The organism is Brevundimonas sp. VNH65 (genome assembly GCF_049445955.1).
Taxonomy (GTDB): domain Bacteria; phylum Pseudomonadota; class Alphaproteobacteria; order Caulobacterales; family Caulobacteraceae; genus Brevundimonas.
The window spans coordinates 175,041-196,381 of record NZ_JBMSDX010000001.1 but is presented as its reverse complement, the minus strand read 5'-3'; the positions used below and the strand labels follow the sequence as shown (position 1 = coordinate 196,381).

16 protein-coding genes are annotated in these 21,341 nt (G+C 68.1%); 13 read left to right on the top strand and 3 right to left on the bottom strand.

Annotated features, from left to right (window positions below; all coding sequences use genetic code 11):
* The first annotated feature begins 34 nt into the window (after nucleotides 1-34).
* From ACO2Q1_RS00955 to ACO2Q1_RS00910, 10 genes are read left to right on the top strand one after another with little or no spacing between them, the layout of a single operon-like run.
* Complete coding sequence (locus ACO2Q1_RS00955; RefSeq protein ID WP_423327671.1) at nucleotides 35-949, top strand: SDR family NAD(P)-dependent oxidoreductase; 915 nt, start codon at nucleotides 35-37, stop codon at nucleotides 947-949.
* Between the two features lie 23 nt (nucleotides 950-972).
* Nucleotides 973-2,448: a carotenoid oxygenase family protein gene (locus tag ACO2Q1_RS00950; protein WP_423327670.1), complete on the top strand. Its 1,476-nt coding sequence runs from the start codon at nucleotides 973-975 to the stop codon at nucleotides 2,446-2,448.
* Between the two features lie 11 nt (nucleotides 2,449-2,459).
* Nucleotides 2,460-3,608, top strand: a complete 1,149-nt coding sequence (locus ACO2Q1_RS00945; protein ID WP_423327669.1) for an acetyl-CoA C-acyltransferase — start codon at nucleotides 2,460-2,462, stop codon at nucleotides 3,606-3,608.
* Entirely contained in the window at nucleotides 3,608-3,763 is a 156-nt protein-coding gene (locus tag ACO2Q1_RS00940; protein ID WP_423327668.1) for a hypothetical protein, read from the top strand. Before ACO2Q1_RS00945 ends, ACO2Q1_RS00940 begins: the two co-directional genes overlap by 1 nt.
* Entirely contained in the window at nucleotides 3,763-5,448 is a 1,686-nt protein-coding gene (locus ACO2Q1_RS00935) for an aldehyde dehydrogenase family protein (RefSeq protein ID WP_423327667.1), read from the top strand. The genes ACO2Q1_RS00940 and ACO2Q1_RS00935 overlap by 1 nt, the downstream gene beginning before the upstream one ends.
* Nucleotides 5,445-6,671, top strand: a complete 1,227-nt coding sequence (locus ACO2Q1_RS00930) for a thiolase family protein (RefSeq protein WP_423327666.1) — start codon at nucleotides 5,445-5,447, stop codon at nucleotides 6,669-6,671. The genes ACO2Q1_RS00935 and ACO2Q1_RS00930 overlap by 4 nt, the downstream gene beginning before the upstream one ends.
* Nucleotides 6,668-8,191, top strand: a complete 1,524-nt coding sequence (locus tag ACO2Q1_RS00925) for a class I adenylate-forming enzyme family protein (RefSeq protein WP_423327665.1) — start codon at nucleotides 6,668-6,670, stop codon at nucleotides 8,189-8,191. Before ACO2Q1_RS00930 ends, ACO2Q1_RS00925 begins: the two co-directional genes overlap by 4 nt.
* A complete protein-coding gene (locus ACO2Q1_RS00920; protein WP_423327664.1) occupies nucleotides 8,188-9,903 on the top strand; it encodes a class I adenylate-forming enzyme family protein in 1,716 nt (571 codons plus the stop codon). The genes ACO2Q1_RS00925 and ACO2Q1_RS00920 overlap by 4 nt, the downstream gene beginning before the upstream one ends.
* The gene (locus tag ACO2Q1_RS00915; RefSeq protein WP_423327663.1) at nucleotides 9,900-10,856 is read left to right on the top strand and encodes an NAD(P)H-dependent flavin oxidoreductase; all 957 of its coding nucleotides are present in this window, start codon (nucleotides 9,900-9,902) and stop codon (nucleotides 10,854-10,856) included. The genes ACO2Q1_RS00920 and ACO2Q1_RS00915 overlap by 4 nt, the downstream gene beginning before the upstream one ends.
* Nucleotides 10,853-11,350 carry a PaaI family thioesterase gene (locus ACO2Q1_RS00910; protein ID WP_423327662.1) on the top strand — a complete coding sequence of 166 codons (498 nt, stop codon included), beginning with the start codon at nucleotides 10,853-10,855 and terminating at the stop codon, nucleotides 11,348-11,350. Before ACO2Q1_RS00915 ends, ACO2Q1_RS00910 begins: the two co-directional genes overlap by 4 nt.
* A gap of 64 nt (nucleotides 11,351-11,414) precedes the next feature.
* Here ACO2Q1_RS00910 and ACO2Q1_RS00905 read toward each other — a convergent pair whose 3' ends face one another.
* Nucleotides 11,415-12,635, bottom strand: a complete 1,221-nt coding sequence (locus ACO2Q1_RS00905) for an acetyl-CoA acetyltransferase (RefSeq protein WP_423327661.1) — start codon at nucleotides 12,633-12,635, stop codon at nucleotides 11,415-11,417.
* 11 nt (nucleotides 12,636-12,646) lie between these two features.
* Nucleotides 12,647-14,182, bottom strand: a complete 1,536-nt coding sequence (locus ACO2Q1_RS00900; RefSeq protein WP_423327660.1) for a carotenoid oxygenase family protein — start codon at nucleotides 14,180-14,182, stop codon at nucleotides 12,647-12,649.
* A 142-nt stretch (nucleotides 14,183-14,324) separates the two neighbouring features.
* Here ACO2Q1_RS00900 and ACO2Q1_RS00895 point away from each other — a divergent pair, with 142 nt between their 5' ends.
* A complete protein-coding gene (locus tag ACO2Q1_RS00895) occupies nucleotides 14,325-15,512 on the top strand; it encodes an acyl-CoA dehydrogenase family protein (RefSeq protein ID WP_423327659.1) in 1,188 nt (395 codons plus the stop codon).
* Between the two features lie 136 nt (nucleotides 15,513-15,648).
* On the opposite strand, the gene ACO2Q1_RS00890 is transcribed toward ACO2Q1_RS00895, so the two are convergent.
* Nucleotides 15,649-17,967 (bottom strand): TonB-dependent receptor, encoded by a 2,319-nt coding sequence (locus tag ACO2Q1_RS00890; protein WP_423327658.1) that lies wholly within the window; start codon nucleotides 17,965-17,967, stop codon nucleotides 15,649-15,651.
* A 361-nt stretch (nucleotides 17,968-18,328) separates the two neighbouring features.
* Here ACO2Q1_RS00890 and ACO2Q1_RS00885 point away from each other — a divergent pair, with 361 nt between their 5' ends.
* Both ACO2Q1_RS00885 and ACO2Q1_RS00880 read left to right on the top strand, forming a co-directional pair.
* Nucleotides 18,329-19,684, top strand: coding sequence for a spinster family MFS transporter (locus ACO2Q1_RS00885; RefSeq protein WP_423327657.1), 1,356 nt, complete (start codon nucleotides 18,329-18,331; stop codon nucleotides 19,682-19,684).
* An 8-nt stretch (nucleotides 19,685-19,692) separates the two neighbouring features.
* On the top strand, nucleotides 19,693-21,324 hold the full coding sequence (locus ACO2Q1_RS00880; RefSeq protein WP_423327656.1) for an AMP-binding protein: 1,632 nt from the start codon (nucleotides 19,693-19,695) through the stop codon (nucleotides 21,322-21,324).
* Nucleotides 21,325-21,341 lie beyond the last annotated feature (17 nt).

Genomic DNA, 21,341 nt, shown 5'->3' with positions numbered 1-21,341 from the left:
AAGCCGAATGGCGGTGTTGCGTGGGAGAAACGGCATGGGCGATCGCTCGCTTGAGGGGCGCGTCATCGTGGTGACCGGCGCCGGGCGGGGCCTGGGCCTGGCCTATGCGCTGGACCTCGCGGCGCGCGGGGCGTCCGTCGTGGTGAACACGCGCCCACGGGCGTCGGGCGGCCCGGCGTCGGCCGAAAGCGTCGTCGACCAGATCACGGCGGCGGGCGGACGGGCGATCGCCTGCCCCCTGGCGGTCGAGGCCGATGACGCCGGGGATCGCCTGCTCCAGGCCGCGCTGGACGGCTTCGGCCGGATCGACGGCCTGGTGAACAACGCCGGCGCGCCCGAGGCCAGGACCCTGCACAAACAGACCCTGTCCGAAATCCGGTCGGTGTTCGAGATCAACTACTTCGGCACCGTCAGCGTCACCCTGCCGATCTACCGCCACATGCGCGAACAGGGCGCCGGTCGGATCCTGATCACCACCTCGGCGGCCGGGCTCTACGGCGTGCACGGCATGGCGGCCTATTCCTCGTCCAAGGCCGCCCTGATCGGCCTGGCGCGGGTGATCGCCCTGGAAGGCGCCTCGCGCGGCGTCCACGCCAACGCCCTGGCGCCCTACGCCCTGACCGGGATGACCGAAAAATACGTCAGCGCCGAGATCGGCGCCGCCCTGCCCCCCGAACATGTGGCGCCGGTCGTGAGCTGGCTGATGAGCGAGGCCTGCACCCTGAACGGCGAGACCCTGGTGGCCGGAGCCGGCAAGGTGCGGCGCGCCGTGCGTATCGAAGGCCCCGGCGTCGCCTTCGACCGCCCCGAAGACCTGGCCGTCGAGGATCTGGACCGCGCCATCGGGCCGATCCTGTCGCTGGACGGCTGGACCTTGCCGCCCGACGGCACCTCGTCCTTCGACGCCTTCCTGCATGATAATCCGCCGCGCCTCGTCGCGGTGTCCTGACCTCGCTCGAACGGAGAAAACTCATGGCCGACGACGCGACCCTCGCCTCCCGACTGCCCAACACGACCCTGATCGGGGTCAATGAGATGAACCCCTACCTTCAGGGGCTCTATGCGCCCGTGTCGGCCGAGACGACCGCCCTCGACCTGCCGGTCATCGGCGAGATACCCCGCGACCTGCACGGCGCCTTTGTGCGCAACGGCCCCAATCCCGCCCAGTCGCCGGAAGGCCTGCATCACTGGTTCGACGGCGACGGCATGGTGCACGCGATCTATTTCGAGAACGGCAAGGCCGAATACCGCAACCGCTGGGTCGGCACGGCGGACCTGCAGGCCGAGCGGGCCGGGCGCGACATCGGCGCCGGCGGCGTCCTGCTGCCCTCGGCCCGCGCGCGCGCCGGCTCGACGCGCGGCGACCTGGTCTACAAGGATACGGCCAACACCGACCTGGTCTTCCACAACGGCTCGCTGATGGCCCTCTGGTACATCTCGGGCAAGCCGGTGCGCGTGGACGCCCGGACGCTCGAAACGATCGGCGACGAGAGCTTCGGCCGCGCCCTGCCCCGCCACGTCTCGGCCCACGGCAAGGTCGATCCAAAGACCGGCGAGTTCTGCTTCTTCGACTATTCGCTCTACGAGCCGTGGATGACCTTCGGCGTCGTGGACGCCCACAACCAGCTGACCAACTTCCAGAAGGTCGACCTGCCCGGACCGCGCCTGCCGCACGACATGGGTCTGACCGAGAACTACATCATCCTGCACGACCTGCCGGTGGTCTTCACCGAAGGCGGCCTGCGCAACAGCCAGTGGCAGATCAAGGTCGCCGACCAGCCCGCCCGCTTCGGCGTCGTGCCGAAAAACGGCCGGGGCGATCAGATCCGCTGGTTCGAGACCGAGACCTGCTACATCTATCACGTCGTCAATTCCTGGGAGGACGGCGACGAGGTGGTCATGACCGCCTGCATGATGACGCCGAACGGCTTCGCGCCCAATCCGGCCTATGGCCCCTATGCCGCCATGGTCAACGTCCTGGCCCTGAACGCCGTGCCCGTCGAATGGCGGATGAACATGGTCACGGGCGAGGTGAAGAAACGCATCCTCGACGACCGCATCGGCGAGTTCCCGGTGGTCAATCTGGACTACACCGGCCGCAAGACCCGCTGGTCCTACCACGTCTCCATGGCCCCCGAGCAGTTGCAGCGGTTCGACGGCCTGTACAAGTACGACCTCGGAACGGGGGCGACCCAGACCCATCGGTTCGCCCCCGGCATGGGCGGCTCGGAACCCGCCTTCGCCCCGCGCGTCGGGGCCGTGGAGGAGGACGACGGCTACGTCATCGTCTTCGTCACCGACGCCGCCGAGGGAACGTCGGAGGTCCAGGTCCTGAACGCCCGGGACTTCGAGGCGGGCCCCGTCGCCCGCATTCCGCTGCCCGCCCGCGTGCCCGCTGGCTTCCATGGGACCTGGGCGCCCGGCGACCAGATCCGCACGGCCGCCTGAGGAGATCCCCGATGACCGCCTATATCCTCGACGCCGTCCGCACCCCGCGCGCCAAGGCCCGCCCCGACGGCGGTCTGGCCTCGCTGAAGCCGCATGAGCTGGTGTCGGGCCTGATCGACGCCATCGACGCCCGCAACGACGGCGCCGCCCATCGCGCCGACGCCCTGATCCTGGGCGCCGTGGGTCAGGTCGGCGCCCAGGGGGCCAATGTCGCCCTGGTGTCCAAGCTGCATGCCGGCCTTCCCGACGCCGCCTTCGCCTTCAGCCTGAACAACTACTGCGTCTCCAGCCTCACCGCGATCGGCCAGGCCGCGAACATGGTCGAGGCGGGCGGGGTCAAGACGGCCCTGGCCGGCGGGGTGGAGATGATGTCGCGCGTCCCCTTCATGGGCGACAAGGCCGACTATTATGAGGACCCGGATTTCCCGACCCGCACCCGATACATCCCCGTCGTCGTCGCCGCCGACCGTCTGGCCGAGGACATCGGCGTCACCCGCGAGGAGATGGACGCCGCCGCCCTGACGTCGCAGCAGCGCGCCGCCGCCGCCGAGGGCACGCCCCTGGTCAAGTCGCGGATCCCGCTGAATGGTCTCGACAAGGAAGAACCCGCCCGCGCCTCGACCACCGCCGAGAGCCTCGCGGCCATGCCCGCCGCGTTCGCGCCTTTGGGCGAACAATATGCCGAGGCCCTGGGCGGCCGGGTCATCGACCATCGCCACACCGTCGCCCACGCCCCGCCCATGTGCGACGGCGCTTCGCTCGCCCTGATCTCCGGCGAGGCGGCCGGCGCCCGCGCCCGGATCGTCGCCTATGCCGAGGCAGGCGGCGACCCCGCCGCCTCCCTGACCGCCGGGTTCGAGGCCATGGATAAGGCCCTGGCCACGGCCGGGCTGACGCTCGCCGACATGGACCGGATCGAATTCATGGAGGCCTTCGCCGTCACCATCGTCAAGTTCCTGCGCGAGCGGGACATCGATCCGGACAAGGTCAATGTCGGCGGCGGTCACATGGCCAAGGGGCACCCCATGGGCGCCTCAGGCGGCATCCTGCTGTCCTCCCTGCTCGACGCCCTGGACGCCTGCGAGGGTCGCTATGGGCTGGTCGCGGCCGCGGGCGCACAAGGCGTCGGCGCCGCCATGATCGTCGAACGGCTCGGCTGATGGATCGCTCCTCCCCCTCTCCGAGCATCCCGGCGAAGGCCGGGATCCAGCTCAAGGGTCTGGACCGCAGGGAGGTCGCCGTGCCGGCCGTTGCTGAAGACTTGGTGTTCGCATTCTGGACCCCGGCCTTCGCCGGGGTGCGCGGAGGATTGTGATGGAGGGCTCCGCGACCAAGCTGGACGACCGCAGGGACGTCGTCGCCCGCCACGCCGCGACCTTGAACGCCGCCATCGAGGCGGTCCGGACCCGCAAGAGCTGGTCGCCCTGGCGCGACAGCCCCTCGACCAAGATCCACGGCCCGGACAAGCCGGTGCAGGGCAAGGCCGCCTTCGAGGCGCGACTGAACACCCTGTTCGATCTCAGCCAGCCCGGCGTGGTCGGAGAGGTGGGCGAGGAGGTCTCGCCCTTCACCGGCAAGCCCCTCGGCGTTCGCTATACCGTCAGCGATCCGAACGTCCTGGTCGACGCCGCCCTCGCCGCCTGGACCGACTGGCGCGTCGCCGATCCCGAGCTGCGGCTCGCCCTGTGTCTGGAGATGAGCCAGCGGCTCTACGACCGCAATTTCGAGATGGTCCACACCGTGATGCACGTCGCGGGACAAAGCTACACCCAGGCCTTCAGCGGCTCCGGCCCCAATGCCCTGGATCGCGGCGTCGAGGCCCTGGCCTACGCCGCCAAGGCCATGCGCGACGTGGCCCCGACCGCGCAGTATCACCGCGACTTCGGCGGCGAGGCGGTGGCGCTGGAGAAGACCTACACCCTGGTCCCGCGCGGCGTCGGTCTGGTCATCTGCTGCGCCTCCTTCCCGACCTGGAACGCCTATCCGGCCATGTTCGCCAGTCTGGGGACGGGCAATCCGGTCATCGTCAAACCCCACCCGATCGCCGTCCTGCCGATGGCCATCGTGGTCGAGACCTGCCGTCAGGTTCTGGCCGATCACGGCTTCGACCCCAACCTCGTGACCCTGGCCGTGGACACCCTGGCCGAGCCCGTCGCCCAGACGCTGGTCGATCACCCGGATGTCCAGATCATCGACTTCACCGGCAGCCCCCGCTACGGCGGTCATCTGGAGCGGACGGTGACGAACAAGCTGCTGTTCACCGAGACCGCCGGCGTCAACACCGTCGTCATCGACAGCGTCGCCGAGGTCCAGCCCGTCGCCCGCGCCGTGGCCCGCTCATCCAGCCTGTTCTCGGCCCAGATGTGCACCAGCCCGCAGGTCATCTACATCGCCCCGGACCTGTTCGCGCCCATATCCGCCGCCATCGTGGATCAGATCGACGCCATCGCCGCCGACCCGGCGCAGGCCGCGGGCATCATGGGCGCCATCCAGGGCGAGGTCAGTCTGAAGGTCGTGCGCGACGCCCGCGCCGAGGTCGAGGGCAGGTCCGGCGTCCGCGTTCTGCGCGAGGCCGCCCCCTACGCCCACCCCCAATTCCCCGACGCCCGCACCCTGACCCCTCTGGTGATCGCGGTGGAGAGCGACGGCCACTACGAACTCTATGCCGAGGAACGGTTCGGCCCCGTCCTCTATCTGGTCCGCCGCTCTTCCGACGACGCGGTGACCGAGGCGACCTGGCTGGCCAGGACGCAGGGCTCCATCTCCTCCTACCTCTATTCGACCGATGACGATTTCATCGACCGCGCCGCCCCGGCCTATGAGGTGGCGGGCGCCAATCTGTCGATCAATCTGACCGGGGCGATGTGGATCAACTTCGCCGCCGCCTACAGCGACTATCACGTGACAGGCCTGAACCCGGCGGGCAACGCCTGTCTGGCCGACCTGGCCTTCGTCGCCTCGCGCTTCCGCATCGTCCAGCGACGACGGCCGATCCGGTGAGCCAGGACGTCTTCATCGCCGGGGTCTCCATGACCGCCTTCGGCAAGCGGCCGGCCGACAGCGTCAAATCCCTGACGGCCGAGGCCGTGACGGCGGCCCTGGCCGACGCCGGGGCCGGCGTCGCCGACATACAGGCCGCCTGGTTCTCCAACACCCGCCAACCGATGCTGGAGGGCCAGAACACGGTGCGCGGCCAGATCGCCCTGCGTCCCCTCGGCCTGACCGGCATACCCGTCGTCAATGTCGAGAACGCCTGCGCCTCCGGTTCGACCGCCCTGCTTCAGTCGATCCACTGGCTGCGCGCCGGGGCGGGCGACATCGCCCTGGTCGTCGGGGCCGAGAAGATGGTCTTCCCCGACCGGCCCGACCGGGTGGCCGCCGCCTTCGCGGGCGGAACCGACGTCCACGACCGCGAGGGCGTCCTCGCCTATATCAAGGCCATGGGCGGCGAGGACCCCGGGCCCGGTCGCAGCCTCTTCATGGACCTCTACGCCGCCCAGGCCCGCGCCCACATGGCCCGCCACGGCACGACCCAGGCCGACTTCGCCCGACTGGCGGCCAAGAACCACACCGCCGCCCGCGACAATCCGCTGAGCCAATACCGCACCCCGATGACGGTCGATCAGGTGCTGGCCGACAAGCCTGTCGTCTTCCCCTTCACCCGCGCCATGTGCGCCCCGGTCAGCGACGGCGCCTCTGCTGTTGTGCTGTGTTCAGCCGCCGGTCTGGCGAAGCTGGGCGCCGCGGGCCGCGCCGTTCGCGTGCGGGGATGCGCCCTCGTCAGCGCCGGCGCCCGCGCCCCGGCCGACCTCGGGAACCACATCGGCCGCCGCGCCGCCCTCGCCGCCTATGAGCAGGCCGGGATCACACCCGCCGACATCGACGTCGCCGAAGTTCATGACGCCACCAGCTACGCGGAGTTGCAGCAGATCGAGAACCTCGGCCTCGCCGAACCGGGAACCGTCGGCGCCCGCGCGGCGACCGGCGACTTCGCCCTGGGCGGCCGCACTCCGGTCAATCCCTCGGGCGGTCTGGTCGCCAAGGGTCACCCGGTCGGCGCCACCGGACTGGCGCAACTCTACGAACTGACCACCCAACTGCGCGGCGAGGCGGGTCCGCGTCAGGTCGAGAACGCCCGCATCGCCGTGGCCGAGAACGGCGGCGGCTTCCTCGGTGTTGAAGAGGCGGCGACCGTGGTCACGGTTCTGGAGCGGGCCGCATGACCCACCCCATCCACGCCGTCTACGAAAACCTTGCCGCCAAGGCCGATCGCCCCGCCCTGATCGACGGCGACACCACCCTCACCCACGCCGACCTGATCGACCGGGTCGAGGCCGCCGCCGCCGACCTGATCCAGCGCGGCGTCCGTCGGGGCGACCGCATCAGCCTGTGCGCCGCCAACAGCGCCGATCACATCGTCGCCTATCTGGCCATCCTGCGCGCCGGCGCCGTCTGGACCCCGCTCAATCCCCGCAACGGCGCACAGCTGAACTCGGACTTCCAGGCCCGGGCCAGGCCGGTGCTGACCCTCCATGACGCCGCCTCGGTCGCGTCGGCCGGGGTGTGCGCCCGCCCCCTGCCGCTCGAGCACTGGCTGGCCGACCTGCCCCCAAATCTCGATGAAGGGGCCGCCGACCTGCCGCCGATCCACGACGATCCTGCCGCCCCTTTCGCCCTGAAGTTCACCGGCGGCTCCACCGGCGTGCCCAAGGGGGTGGTCCAGAGCCAGGCCAGCGGCCGGGCCGCCCTGGACTCGATGGCGGGCTTCTACGGCTTCACCGCCGAGGACGTGAACCTGGCCGTCGCCCCCCTGACCCACGGTTCGTCCCACTATGTCCTGCCGGTGCTGGCGGCGGGCGGCGCCCATGTCCTGCTGGCCGAGCCTGACCGGGCGGCGATCCTGGCCGAGCTGAAACGCCGGGTCAGCGTCGCCTTCATGCCCCCGACCCTGATCGCCCTCCTGATGGCCGAGGCGAGCTTCGCGCCCGACGACTTCCCGGCCCTGCGCCACATCACCTATTCGGCGGCGCCCATGTCGCCCGACCGGATCGCCGAGGCCATCGCCCGTTTCGGTCCGGTCATCTCCACCCTGTTCGGCCAGACCGAAGCGCCCATGACCATCGCCGGTCTGTCGCCCTCCGAGATGGCCGACCCGGCCCTGCGCGCCTCGGTCGGCCGCACCTTTCCTGGCACGCGGGTGGCGGTTCTGGACGCCTCCGGCGTTGTACACGACCACGGCGAGGGCGAGATCGTGGTCGCCGGCGACCTGGCCCGCACCGAATATCTCGGCGCCCCCGAACTGACCGCCGCCTCGCGCCACGGCGACTGGCTCAAGACCGGCGACATCGGCCGCCTGTCGTCCGACGGTCTGCTGACCCTGATCGGCCGCTCGAAAGACCTGATCATCACCGGCGGCTACAACGTCTATCCGGGCGAGGTCGAGGCGGCGCTGAACCGCCACCCGGCCGTGCGCGAGGCCTGCGCCTTCGCGGTCGAGGACGAGGTCTGGGGCGAACGTCTGGAGGCGGCTGTGGCCGTCACCCCCGGCTTCGCCGACGACGCCTCGATCCGCGCCTTCGTGCGCGAGGCCATCGGCCCCGTCCGCACCCCCAAACGTCTGCACCTGCTCGACGCCCTGCCCCGCAATCCGGTAGGCAAGGTGGTGCGGACCCAGGTCCGTGATCTGGTTCTCCCCGACCAGTCGACCCCATCGTCCGTCGCCTTCAGGGAGAACCGTCCATGATCGTCGTTCCGCAGTCGCGCATCCGGGAAATGAAGGCCAGGGGGTGGTGGGGCGACGTCACCCTGGAGGACCTGTTCCAGAAGCACCTCAAGGCGCATCCCGACGCCGAGGCCCTGATCGACCCTCCGAACATGCCGGAGATCACCGGCGGCGAAGCCGAGCGCCTGACCTGGCGCCAGACCGGCCATGCCGTCAGCCAGCTGGCCGCCGTCCTGACCGCCCACGGCGTCCGCAAGGACGATGTGGTGGTGATCCAGCTGCCCAACATCGCCGAACTGACGATCGCCTATCTGGCCTGCCAGCGCCTGGGGATCATCTCTAGCCCCGCGCCCGTCCAGTACCGCGAGCACGAGCTTGCCTACATCATCGACAGGACCGACGCCGTGGCCGCCATCACGGTCGACCGCATCGGCAAGCAGAAGCACGGCGACATGCTGGTCGGGCTCAAGACCCGCTGCCCCAGCCTGAAGCACGTCTTCGTCCTGGGCGAGACCTGTCCCGAGGGAGGGCTGGACCTCGAACCCCTGATGGATCGCGTGACCCGCGACCAGCATATGGCCGCGCAGAAGGCCCGGAAGAAGGCGGCCGTCACCGCCGACGACATCGTCACCATCTGCTGGACCTCCGGCACCGAGGCCCAGCCCAAGGGGGTGCCGCGCAGCCACAATGAATGGATCATCATGGGCGACGGGGTCATCGACGCCGCAGACCTGGCGCCAGGCGCACGCCTCTTGAACCCCTTCCCGATGGTTAATATGGGCGGCATCTCCACCGCCCTGATCGGCTGGCTGCTGCTGGGCGGCGCCCTGATCCAGCACCACCCGTTCGATCTCAAGGTGCTGCTGCAACAACTCCGCGAGGAGCGGATCGACTATACCGTCGCCCCGCCGGCCGTGCTGAACCTGCTGCTGCAGAACGAGGCCATGTTGCAGGGCATCGACTTCCAGCGGCTGAAGTCGATCGGCTCCGGCTCCGCCCCCCTGTCCGAATGGATGGTGCGCGGCTTCCACGAGAAATACGGCGTGCAGATCGTCAACTACTTCGGCTCGAACGAGGGCGCCTCCTTTCCGTCCGCCCTCAAGGACCTGCCCGAGGCGGCCGACCGCGCCAGCCTGTTCCCCCGTCTGGGCGAGGGCTTCAAATGGGCCTGCAAGCTGCACGACCGCATCTTCACCCGCCTGGTCGATCCCGAGACGGAACAGGAGATCACCGAGGGCGGCCGCGTCGGCGAGCTGCGGGTCAAGGGCGCGACCATCTTCTCCGGCTACTGGCGCGCGCCCGAGATCAACGCCCGGGCCTTCGACGCCGACGGCTGGTTCCGCACCGGCGACCTGTTCGAATACGCCGGCGACCGCCTGCAGCACATCCGCTTCGTCGGACGCCTGAAGGACATCATCATCCGCGGCGGCATGAACATCTCCTCCGAAGAGATCGAGAGCCATTTGACCGCCCATCCCGCCGTGGCCGAGGTCGCCGTCGTCGGCGCCCCCGATCCGACCCTGGGCGAGCGTCTGGCGGCCTTCGTCGTCTTCCGCCCCGACCAGAGCGCCACCCTGGCTGAGCTCAACGCCTTCCTCACCGGCGAGCGCCAGGTGGCCGTCTACAAACAGATCGAGCGGCTGGAGCCGATCGACGCCCTCCCCCGCAATCCTGTCGGCAAGATCCTGAAACGGGATCTGCGCCAGACGTTCCAGACGACCGAGTCCGCATGACCGCCTCCGCCTCCCCGTTCGCCTCCCTCCGCCTGCCGGTTTTCGCCGCGCCCATGTTCCTGGTCTCCGGGCCGGACATGGTCATCGCCGCCTGCCGCGCGGGCATCGCCGGCGCCTTCCCCACCCCCAACTGCCGGACCAGCGCCGACCTGGACCAGTGGATGGGCACGATCACCGGCGCGCTGAAACCCGGCGACGGGCCGTGGATCGCCAACATGATCACCCACTCGACCAACGTCCGCCTGGCCGAGGACCTGCGCCTGGTCGCCGAGTACAAGCCGCCCGTGGTGATCACCGCCCTTGGGTCGCCCCGCCCCGTCATGGAGACGGTCAAGGCCTACGGCGGCCTGGTCTTCGCCGACGTCGTCAACATGACCCTGGCGCGCAAGGCGGCCGAGGCCGGCGTTGACGGTCTGGCCTGCGTCAGCGCCGGCGCCGGCGGCCACACCGGACACCTGTCGCCCTTCGCCTTCATCTCGGCCGTGCGAGACTTTTTCGACGGCTATGTCGCCGTCGGCGGCGGCGTCGGCGACGGCGCGGGCGTGGCCGGTGCGGTCGCGGCGGGCGCCGACTTCGTCTACATGGGCACCCGTTTCCTGGCGGCCGCCGAAAGCCTGGCCCAGGCCGAGTACAAGCAGATGGTGGTGGACGCCGGGCCTGACGACCTGACGGTCTCGGCGGCGGTCACCGGGACCCCGGCCTCCTGGCTCAAGCCCAGCCTGCGCGCCGCCGGTCTCGACCCCGACGACCTCGGCGGCCCGGCTGTCCGCGACTATTCGGGCGGCCAGAATCAGAAGCGCTGGAAGGACATCTGGGCCGCCGGCCAGGGCCTGGGCGCCGTCCGCGGGATCGAACCGGTCGCCGACATCGTTGCGCGACTGGAAGGCGAATATGCGATGGCCCTCGATCGCTTCGCCGCCCGCGCCGATGTGGCCGCCCGCCGCGCCGCATGAGTGACGCCGAAGCCTCCGGCGGCGTCGTGGCGCCCGTCGCCTTCCGCATCGACGCGACCCGCTCGGGCCGTCACATGGTCGAACAGTGGCGCGAGATGGGACTGTCGGTCGGCGGCTTCCTGACCCGGCTGTCCTGCGTGGTGGCCGAGGCCGGGGACGGCTGGATCAGGGTCGTGTGCGACATCGATCCCGGCCACTCCAACTTCGTCGGCCTGGTGCACGGCGGGGTCACCGCCGCCATGATCGACATGGCCGGCGGCGGCGCCGTGATGACCATTCTGAAGCCAGGCGAGACCCTGCTCTCGACCGACATCACCATGCGCTATCTGAACGCCGTGCCGGGCGACTGCGCCCGGCTGACGTCCGAGGGGCGCGTGACCTACAGCGACGCCCGCAAGGCCGTGGTCGATGTCAGGGTCGTGCTGCCCGATGGACGCATCGCCGCCATGGGGGTCGTGGGCCTGTCGATCCGGTCGCCGAAGTCGCCGACCTAGCCGAAGTCGCCGAAATTTCGTCTCCGAATTCCCCGGCGTCGCTCAACCTCAGTGAAATCGACGACTACACCCCTACCAGCAGGCTCACCGTCGTCGTCGTCGATCCCCCGATGTTGAGGGTCTGGACGTGCTTCGCTCCCTCGACCTGATAGTCGCCGGCCGTTCCCGTCGTCTGCTTGAAGGCGTCCAGCGCCATCCGCACGCCGGTGGCGCCGACCGGATGGCCCAGGCCGATCAGGCCGCCGGACGGATTGATGGGCAGGCGCCCGCCCATGGCGATGTCCCCCGCCTCGACCGCCTTCCAGCTCTCGCCGGCCGCCGTCAGACCCAGATGGTCGATGGCCATGTATTCGGTCATTGAGAAACAGTCGTGGGTCTCCACCGCATCCACGTCCGACAGGCCGACGCCCGCCCGCGTCCGCGCCTCGTCTATGGCTCGCTTCACATGCGGGAAGACATAGTCCTGACCGGCGCTGTTCTCGATCTTGGTCGCATACTGGATCGGCGCCGACCGGTGCCCCCAGCCCTTGATGCGCGGCAGGCTTTCCAGAGCGATCCCGCGCGCCCTGGCGTATTCCGCCGCCCGTTCCTCTGACGCCAGGACGATGCCGGCCGCGCCGTCCGTCACCTGGCCGCAGTCGGTCTTGCGCACCCGGCCTTCGATGACCGGATTGGCCTCGTCGTCGTCGGTGAAGCTGGCGTTCGAGAAGACGTAGTTGCGGGTCTGAGCGTTCGGATTGCGCTTGGCGTTGTCGAAGTTGATCTGGGCGATACGGCGCAGGTGCGCCTCGTCGATCCCATAGCGCCGGTCGTATTCCTCGGTCAGGTTGGAGAAGGCGCGCGGCCAGACATAGGTGGCCTCGCCGAACTCATGGCCGGTCCAGGCGGCGGCGCCCAGATACTCGGCTCCGGTCTGGCCGGGCACGTTCCGCATCATCTCGATGCCCAGGACCATGGCCGTGCCGTAGTAGCCCGCCTCGATATCCGCCATGGCCGCCAGCAGAGCCAGACTGCCCGAGGCGCAGGCGCCCTCATGCCGGGACGTCGGCAGATCGCGGAACCTCGGCTCGGCCTGGGCGAAGAAGCCGCCCAGCAGCCCCTGGCCGACGAACAGGTCGGCCACGAAGTTGCCGACATGGCCGACATCGATGTCCTCGGGATCGAGGTTCGTCGCCGCCAGCGTCCCGTTCACCGCCTCGCCGAAGCCGTCGATGATCTCCTTGCCTTCGCGCGCCCAGTTGCGCCCGAAGTCAGACTGCCAGCCGCCCAGGATATAGGTGGTCATGCGTGTTCCTTTCAGGCCGCGTTCCGGTCGGGACGAGAGGCGTCGCGCGCCGCCCGGATGGTCGGTCCCTGCGACCAGGTGGCGTGGGTCCCGCTGGAGATGCGCCCCGGCAGGATAATGCGCGCCACCGGCCCATCGCCGGCCTTCTGCGCATCATAGATGACGCACTCAGACCGGTCCTCGTTCATGTCGGTGACGAAGGTGATCAGATAGCCGTCGTCCTCATCCGTCGCCCCGATACGCGGCGCGAAACAGGGCTCGGAGCCATAGCGTTCCGGTCCGAACTCGACCGTCTGGCTATCACCCGTCTTCAGGTCATGCTTGACCAGGCCCGTGAACAGGAACCAGCCCGGCTTGGACACGGCGCTGTAGGCATAGCGATAGGGCGTGCCGCCGACCTGGTTGTTGATGACGCCGAACTCCAGCACCCGGTCGTCCAGCCGCTCTTCCTTCGTCTCGCCGGTCTTCAGGTTGAAGCGCCAGCGGTGCAGTTTGGGCTGCAGCATGTTCTGGTCGAGGAAGGTCATGATCCGCTCATAGGCGGGCCAGGCGTCCGGGCTGGTCTTGGGCACCGGGTTGTCCTGGAAATACCCGTCCAGCACGACCTCGTCGCCCTCTTCCCAGGCGTTCAGGAAGTGCAGCACATAGGTCGGCTCGGCCTCGAACCAGCGGATCTGATCGGCCGTGCCATAGCGCGGGATCAGGCCGAAGCGCGACTTCATCTCCGGATGGAAGCGCGCGACATGATAGCCCTTGGGCAACAGCTCCTCCTCCCAGAACAGGGGGAAGTCGTTCAGGATCGACCAGTTGGTCGTGAAGGCCATGTCGTGCGGCAGGCGCGCCCCCGGCAGGGGGATGGGCGTGAAATGCTTCAACTGGTTGTCCGGCCCGACCACGCCATAATGCATGTAGGGGGCCTGCTTCGAATAGTTGAAGAACAGCAGTTCGCCGGTCTTCTCGTCCACCTTGGGATGGGCCGACACGCCTTCGGGCGGGCACCAGTCGTCCGTGCCCAGCGGCTCCAGCGTATAGGGATCCAGCCGATAGGCCTCGCCGCACTGGTAGAAGGTCGAGAGGATCGATCCCGCGTGGATGATGACGTCGGTCGATGACGAATCCTTCAGGCCGCCGTGCGCCCCCCAGCCCGGCTTCTCCGAACGCGACGGCTGCTCGGCCAGGCCCGACCACAGGGCTCGACCCGCCTCCTGCTCGGCCTGGAAGCCCTTGGTGCGGACGAAGCGGTTGCGATAGGCCGCCTTGCCGTCCCGGAAGCTGATCGCGTGGATCATGCCGTCGCCGTCGAACGGGTGATAACGACCCAGCGGCGTGTGGACCGGGTTTTCGGTGTTGCGCACATAAACGCCGTCGATGTCGGTCGGGACGGTCCCGATCACCGGCATGTCCTCGGCGGTGTGCTCTTCATGCTGCGGCGTCCACGCCCCGTTCAGATACGGATGGTCGCTGGCTTCCAGCGTATAGCGGATCGGCGCCTCGGCGGCGCCGGCGGAGAAGGCGGCGCGATCAGCGCCCGTGCGTTCGAAACCCATGTCAGGCTCCTTGTTGTGACGGCACAGAAATAGTGGGTTGCGTTAGAATACCATTATTGCAGCCCTTGGCGAGAGGTTTTAGTATCATTTCGCAAGCCACGCCGGTTAGCGGCGGGCACAGGGAACGCTCAGGGGATAGATCATGGCTGACAGAACGCCGACCACACTGGATTTTGATGCGCTTCGACCGCCCAGCCCCTTCCTGACGCCGGCCCATGACGCGTGGCGCGCCAAGCTGCGCGACTTCGTCGACACCCATATCGCCCCGCATCTCGACGACTGGGATACCGCCTCCGATTTCCCCGACAGCCTGTATGTCCAGGCGGCCCAGGACGGGATCCTGGGCATGGGGTTCCGCGAGGACCTCGGCGGCACGGGCGAGGACATCGGACTTTATGAGCGGATCCTCTTCGCCGAGGAATTCTTCCGCCTGGGCTCCGGCGTGGTGTTCGCCGACCTGGCCACCCCCTGGATCGCCCTGCCGCCGATCATCAACGGCGGGACGGCCGAGATGCTGGACCGCGTCGCCCGGCCCGTTCTCGCCGGCGAGAAGAAGATCGCCTTCGCCGTCACCGAGCCCGGCGGCGGGTCCGACGTTTCCAACTTCACCACCACGGCCGAACGACGCGGCGACGTGTTCGTGGTCAATGGCGGCAAGACCCTGATTTCGGGGGCCATGAAGGCCGACTATCTGCTGACGGCCGTCCGCACCGGCGGCCCCGGCATGGGCGGTCTGTCGATGCTGTTGATCGAGACCGATCGGGCGGGCGTCACCCGCGGCCCCCTGCCCGGCCTGCAATGGTACAACAAGAACAACGGCTGGCTGAAGTTCGAGAACGTCGAGGTCCCGGTCACCAACCTGATCGGCGAGGAGAACCGCGGGTTCGCCGGCTTGGCCGGCCAGTTCAACATCGAGCGGTTCAGCGGCATCTCGGCCACCCTGGCCATGACACGCACCTGCGTCGCCGAAGCCATCGCCTTCGCCCGCGAGCGCCACACCTTCGGCAAGCGGCTGGTCGACCACCAGGCCATGCGGCACAAGATCGTCGACATGATCCAGCGGTTGAAAGCGGCCTATGCCTTCCTCGACATTCTGGTCTGGCGCTTCGAGCGCGGCGAGAACGTCATCGCCGACCTTGCCATGCTGAAGATCCAGGCCACCACCACGCTCGAGCATTGCGCCCGCGAAAGCCTTCAGGTGCTGGGCGGTCGCGCCTACACCGGCGGCAACCGCGTCGAACGCATCTATCGCGAGGCCCGCATCTTCGTCATCGGCGGCGGGTCGGAGGAGATCCTTCGCGACTTGGCCGGACGCCAGATGGGTCTCTGAATTCGGTTCTTCCCCGACGACTGAGGGCCGCTCTTCGGAGCGGCCCTTTTTCTTTTCCAGCGGCGCACACGGGAAAAAGAAGGCCCCGCCGCTTTCGCGACGGGGCAGGTGGATCCAGGAACGGATCTTTGCGGTCTCAGAAATTCTTGCGCAGCGTCACGCCATAGGTGCGCGGATCCCCGAGGAAGGCGGAATAGGACCCGGCCTGGAAGGTCGCGGGAATGACGCGCCGGTAGTAGCCCTCGTCGGTGATGTTTCGGCCCCAGACGTCGACCTGCCAGCCTCCATCGACCGACCGCAGGGAGAAGCGGGCATTGGCGGTGGTGAAGGCCTTCTGGATCCGGTTGGGATCAAACCCGCCCGTGAAGAACTCCGACGAGTATCTCGCGTCGATGTACGCGACCCCCGTCAGACTGGCGCCGATCGGAAACTCCCATGTGGCGGACGAGACGTTCACCCAGTCCGGAGACTGCTCCATCTCCTTGCCGGCATAGGTGCGGTTGCCCGTGACGTTGGGATAGTAGGCGTCGGTGTAGGTCGTGCCGTTGGTCAGCGTCAGCCCTTCGACAGGACGCCATGTCAACTCCAGCTCCGCCCCCTTGGAGATCACCTCGGACAGGCTCCGCACCACGAAGCTGACGCCGGTGTATTCGATCAGCTGAAAGCCCTCGAACGTCTGATGGAAGACGGCGAAGTTGGCGCGCAGGGAGCGGTCGAAGAACTCCCCCTTCAGTCCAAGTTCATAGGCGTCCACCGTCTCCTCGACGAACGCCAGGTCGCGGGCGTTGGGGGTCGCCGGCGTGGTGAAGCCGGCGCGGTCGAAATTATAGCCGCCGGACTTGTAGCCTCGCGAATACGAGAAATAGGAGTTCAGAGTTTCGTTGAACTTGTAGCCCGCGTTGAAGGTGCCGGTGACTGCCGATTCCGAGCGCGAGTCGCTGTCGCCGGCGACGTTGAATCGCGTGTCCCAGAACGCCGCGCAGAAGATCGCCGTCCCGAGGGCGTCGGCGCCGGCGACCGCCACGCCGCAGGCCGGATTGAAGTTCTCACCACGATAGGTGATCGACTTTTCGTTGTTGGTGTACCGCAGACCAGCCGTCAGGCTGAGCTTGTCCGTTACCCGCCAGATGTTGTGGGTGAAGATCGACAGATCGGTTCCGTCCTGGTTGCCGATGCCGCGGGCGCCGTCCCCGGGCGTGAAGGCGGCCAGGGTCGCCGGCTTGAAGCTGGCGGCGCCATACATCAGCGGCAGGTCGGCGCCGATCCGGTACGCGGAGTCGTTGAGCACCTTCTCGTCCGAGTAATAGGCGCCGACCAGCCAGTCGAGCGAACCGGCGGTTCCGGCCAGGCGGAATTCCTGGGTGAAGACGTCAAATCCCTGATGCAGGCCGTTCGGCGCAAAGAAGCCCAGATCGACGCCCGAGTGATCGAAGTCCTGCGACCGCCAGGCCTCCCAGCTCCGGAACGCCGTGATGCTGGTCAGCTGCGCCCACCCGAGGTTGAAGTCGCCTTGGGCCGAGACGCCATAGTCGGTGACGTCTTCCTGATTGCGACGATTGTTGTTCTTCGACGCCTGGCGGTCAAAGGGATCGGTTGACGGATATCCGATGCCGCCGCCGCGCGCGGCGGCCAGGCTGTTGACGAGATTGAATGTCGGCCCGGCGATCGCCAGCAAGGCGACGCAGCAGTTCTCTTCCCGCTTGGTGTAGTCGGCGCTGAACAGCCAACGCACGTTTTCGCTCGGCGCGTAGAGCAGCTTGCCGCGAATGAAGCTGCGATCGATGTTGTCCAACGTTTCATCGCTGTTGGCGTCCGAATAGAAGCCGTCGCGCGTCTCACGGCTCGCCTCGATCCGAAGCGCCGCGTCGTCAGACAGAGGCAGATTGTAGTAGCCGCCGAAGCGGACGTTGTTGAACGCCCCGTAGGTCGCCTCGATCCGTCCCGCCGCCGCAGAAGGGTCGGGCGCGCGCGTCACGACGTTGATGAGGCCCGATGAGGTGTTGCGGCCGAACAGGGTGCCTTGCGGGCCACGCAGCACCTCGATCCGCTCCAGATCGCCGAGCTCGGACAGGGCGACCCCGGTCCGCGCCCGGGCGACGCCGTCGATCACCACGCCGACAGAGGATTCCAGACCTGGATTGGTGGAGGTCGTGCCTACGCCGCGAATGCGCACCGAGGAGTCGGACCCGCCGCCCGGCGTCTGGAACTGAACGCTCGGCGCCAGACCCGTCAGCTCGCGGATATCCGTCACGCCGGAATTTTCCAGCTGTTCGCCACCGACCGCGGTGACGGCGACAGGCACGTCGATCAACCGCTCCTCGCGCTTGGTGGCCGTGACGATGATGTCTTCGACCTGGGTCGCGCCGGGATCGGCTTGCTGTGCCAGGGCCGGCGTCGCCCCGAGAACGCCGGCGAACACCAATGCGGTTACACTGATCGAACCTTTGACGGTCATGCCTCGTATCCTCCCATGAGCCCTCGTTCGCCGAGGTGCTTCACCGTCACAATGTCACTGGCATATTGAGACTGTCAAATAGCTTTTGTAATCAGACCAACATCTGTGCTTGGGTGTGCCCTTGGGATTCCGGGAGGCGGAACGAAGCCCGTCTCGACCCCTCCTGGGTGACCGCTGATTACATATGAAGACCCGCACAGGCGGGCTTGTGTAGGAGAACGGACACCATGATCCGACCGAGCGCGTTCACGGCGGCGACGACAGGTCACAGGCCCGTCGTATCCAGAGACAGGCGTGAAATTCGGCTTCCCTTTGATCTCAAAGTGACTTTCAACTTGAGATCAAACGAGGTGGTCTTGCCATGAGCGCGCCGCTCGATCCGCCCACCGCCGTCGCGCCACGACTATGGCCGTCCGCCGCCTGGGGCTGGTTCGCCGTGGCGGCCCTGATGGTGGCCTACACCTCCAGCTTCATCGACCGGCAGATTCTCAGCCTGCTGGTTCAGCCGATCCGGGCTGACCTTGGAATCACCGACACCCAGTTCAGCCTGCTGGCGGGCCTGGCCTTCTCCCTTTTCTACACCCTGATGGGCGTGCCCCTGGCCAAGCTGGCCGACAGGGGATCGCGCCGGCTGATCATCTTCTTCGGGATCGTGGTCTGGAGTCTGATGACCGTGGCCTGCGGCCTGGCCAACAGTTTCTGGGCCCTGTTCGCGGCCCGGATCGGCGTCGGCATCGGCGAGGCGGCGCTGTCGCCCGCCGCCTATTCGATGATCTCCGACTACTTCCCGCCCAGCCGTCGCGCCCGGGCGCTGGCGGTCTATTCGATGGGGCCGTACATCGGCGCCGGCCTGGCCCTGATGATCGGCGGCGGGGTGATCGACATGATCGCACGGTCCGGCGCCGCCGATCTGCCCCTCCTAGGCCATCTCGAGCCCTGGCAGCAGACCTTCGTCCTCGTCGGCGCTCCCGGCCTGCTGATCGCCCTGCTGTTCCTCATCGTGCGCGAGCCGCCCCGGCATGGGGTGGCCAGGGCCGCCGCTCAGGACGGGGTGCTCAGATACATGTGGAGCCGCCGCTCGACCTACTACGCCCTGATCATGGGCTATTCGGTGTTCGGCATCGCCGGCATCTCCTACCTGGCCTGGATGCCGGCCGTCTTCATCCGGCAGTACGGCTGGACGGCGCCCCAGGTCGGGTTCACCTACGGCCTGATCCTGCTCTGCGCCGCAACGCCGGGTGTCTTGGTCGGGGGCTGGCTGACGGACAAGCTGGCGGCGCGCGGACGACGCGACGCACCGCTGTACGCCGCCGTTCTGGCCCTGGCCCTCGCCGCGCCCTTCGCCCTGGCCACCCCCTTCGCCCCCAGCGCCGAACTGGCCGTGGCAGGCCTGGCGATTTTCAGCTTCTTCGCCGGCGTGATGAACAGCCTGCCGGCCACCTCGCTGCAGGCGGTGGCGCCGAACCAGCTCCGCGCCCAGGTGACCGCCATCTATTTCCTGATCGGCAACCTGATTTCACTGGGCCTCGGCCCGACGATCGTGGCCGCGCTCAGCGACCGGCTGCTGGGCGGACCCACCCATATCGGCCAGGCCCTCGGCATCGTCAGCGGCGCGTCGATCGTCATCGCCGTCATCGTCCTGGCGCGGGCCTTGCCGTCCTATCGCGCCAGTATCGAAGAGGCCGACGCCTGGCAGCCGCCGGAAGGCCTGAAGTGAGTTCATCCATGCAGAAGCGTTCGATTCCCTGGTTCGACCCCGCGCCGCCCACCGCCGATCAGTGCGTCATTCCCCGCCTCATCGACCGCTACGCCGCCCTTCACCCGGACAAGGTCTTCATTCGGTTCGAAACCGGCGAGACCTGGACCTGGGCGGAGACGCGAGACCGGTCACGACAAACCGCCGCCGCCCTCCAGGCGCGAGGGGTTAAGAAGGGGGATATCGTCGCCGCCTGGGCCCCGAACGGCCCGGCCCTGCTGCGCGCCTGGTTCGGCGCCAACTACGCCGGCGCGGCCCTGGCGCCTCTGAACACCAGCTTCCGCGGCAAGCTGCTGGAGCATGCGATCCGAACCAGCACGGCGCGCCTTCTGATCATCCATCCCGAACTGCTGGATCGCCTCGACGGTCTGTCCCTCGGCGCGGTCGAGCGGCTGATCGTGACGGGGCCCGTCGCTGCGGATGCGCCGCTCCCTGACGTTCCGGTCGAAGGCGCGGAGACCCTGGCGGGCGACGCCGCGGCCTATGTCCAGGTCGACAGCGATCCGTGGGACTGCCCGGTCATCATCTTCACCTCCGGCACGACGGGACCATCCAAGGCCGTCATCACCTCCCACGTCCAGGAATGGACCACGGCGGCGGTCACCTACGGCTATATGACCGCCGACGACCGCATGCTGGTGAACCTGCCGATGTTCCATGTCGGCGGCGTCGCGGCGATCACCGCCGCGGTCCAGTGCGGCGGCTCGGTGGCCCTGTTCGACGCCTTCGACACGCGCCGGTTCTGGGATCTGGTGCGCGAGACGGGTTCGACCGTCTGCAGCGGCCTGATCGGCGCCCTGACCACCTTCCTGACCAAGGAGCCGGTCCGCCCGAACGACGCCGACAACCCACTGCGGATGGTGACCTTGGCGCCGATCACCGAGGAAACCGCGCCGTTGGCCCGCCGGTTCGGTTTCGACTACCTGTCCGGCTTCAACATGACCGAGGCCTCGGGACCGCTGATCTGCGCGGTCAACGACACGGTTCTCAGAAGCTGCGGCCGCGTGCGAGACGGCATGGAGGCCCGCATCGTCGATGATTACGACAATGAGGTCCCCCATGGCGAACCCGGCGAACTGGTGCTCCGCGCCGACAATCCCTGGGTGCTGACGCCGGGCTATCTCGGCGACGCCGAAGCGACGGCCAGGGCCTGGCGCAACGGCTGGTTCCACACCGGCGACCTGATGCGACGCGACGCGGAGGGGAACTTCTTTTTCATCGACCGCAAGAAGGACGCCATCCGCCGCCGCGGCGAGAACATGTCCTCGCTCGAGATCGAACTGGAGGTCTCTGCCCATCCCGACGTTCGGGAAGCCGCCGCCTATGGCGTCGACATGCCGGGCGGCGAACAGGAGGTGATGGTCTGTGTCTCGCCCGTTCCCGGCGCCGTGATCGACCCACGCGCGTTGATCGAATGGCTGATCCCGCGCATGACCCATTTCATGGTGCCGCGCTTCGTCCGGGTCGAGGCCGAGCTTCCCAAGACCCCGACCAACAAGATCCAGAAGACCGGCCTCAGGGCCGAGGGCGTCACCGCAGACACCTTTGATCGCGAGACTGCGGGACTGACGGTGAAGCGGACGAAACTATCGTCGGCTTGATCCGTTTTCCGAACCGT

Excerpts from the sequence above, each read along its gene's own strand:
- ACO2Q1_RS00955 (WP_423327671.1), top strand. The coding sequence starts at position 35 with ATGGGCGATCGCTCGCTTGAGGGGCGCGTCATCGTGGTGACCGGCGCC.
- ACO2Q1_RS00950 (WP_423327670.1), top strand. The coding sequence starts at position 973 with ATGGCCGACGACGCGACCCTCGCCTCCCGACTGCCCAACACGACCCTG.
- ACO2Q1_RS00945 (WP_423327669.1), top strand. The coding sequence starts at position 2,460 with ATGACCGCCTATATCCTCGACGCCGTCCGCACCCCGCGCGCCAAGGCC.
- ACO2Q1_RS00940 (WP_423327668.1), top strand. The coding sequence starts at position 3,608 with ATGGATCGCTCCTCCCCCTCTCCGAGCATCCCGGCGAAGGCCGGGATC.
- ACO2Q1_RS00935 (WP_423327667.1), top strand. The coding sequence starts at position 3,763 with ATGGAGGGCTCCGCGACCAAGCTGGACGACCGCAGGGACGTCGTCGCC.
- ACO2Q1_RS00925 (WP_423327665.1), top strand. The coding sequence starts at position 6,668 with ATGACCCACCCCATCCACGCCGTCTACGAAAACCTTGCCGCCAAGGCC.
- ACO2Q1_RS00920 (WP_423327664.1), top strand. The coding sequence starts at position 8,188 with ATGATCGTCGTTCCGCAGTCGCGCATCCGGGAAATGAAGGCCAGGGGG.
- ACO2Q1_RS00915 (WP_423327663.1), top strand. The coding sequence starts at position 9,900 with ATGACCGCCTCCGCCTCCCCGTTCGCCTCCCTCCGCCTGCCGGTTTTC.
- ACO2Q1_RS00910 (WP_423327662.1), top strand. The coding sequence starts at position 10,853 with ATGAGTGACGCCGAAGCCTCCGGCGGCGTCGTGGCGCCCGTCGCCTTC.
- ACO2Q1_RS00905 (WP_423327661.1), bottom strand. The coding sequence starts at position 12,635 with ATGACCACCTATATCCTGGGCGGCTGGCAGTCTGACTTCGGGCGCAAC.
- ACO2Q1_RS00900 (WP_423327660.1), bottom strand. The coding sequence starts at position 14,182 with ATGGGTTTCGAACGCACGGGCGCTGATCGCGCCGCCTTCTCCGCCGGC.
- ACO2Q1_RS00895 (WP_423327659.1), top strand. The coding sequence starts at position 14,325 with ATGGCTGACAGAACGCCGACCACACTGGATTTTGATGCGCTTCGACCG.
- ACO2Q1_RS00890 (WP_423327658.1), bottom strand. The coding sequence starts at position 17,967 with ATGACCGTCAAAGGTTCGATCAGTGTAACCGCATTGGTGTTCGCCGGC.
- ACO2Q1_RS00885 (WP_423327657.1), top strand. The coding sequence starts at position 18,329 with ATGAGCGCGCCGCTCGATCCGCCCACCGCCGTCGCGCCACGACTATGG.
- ACO2Q1_RS00880 (WP_423327656.1), top strand. The coding sequence starts at position 19,693 with ATGCAGAAGCGTTCGATTCCCTGGTTCGACCCCGCGCCGCCCACCGCC.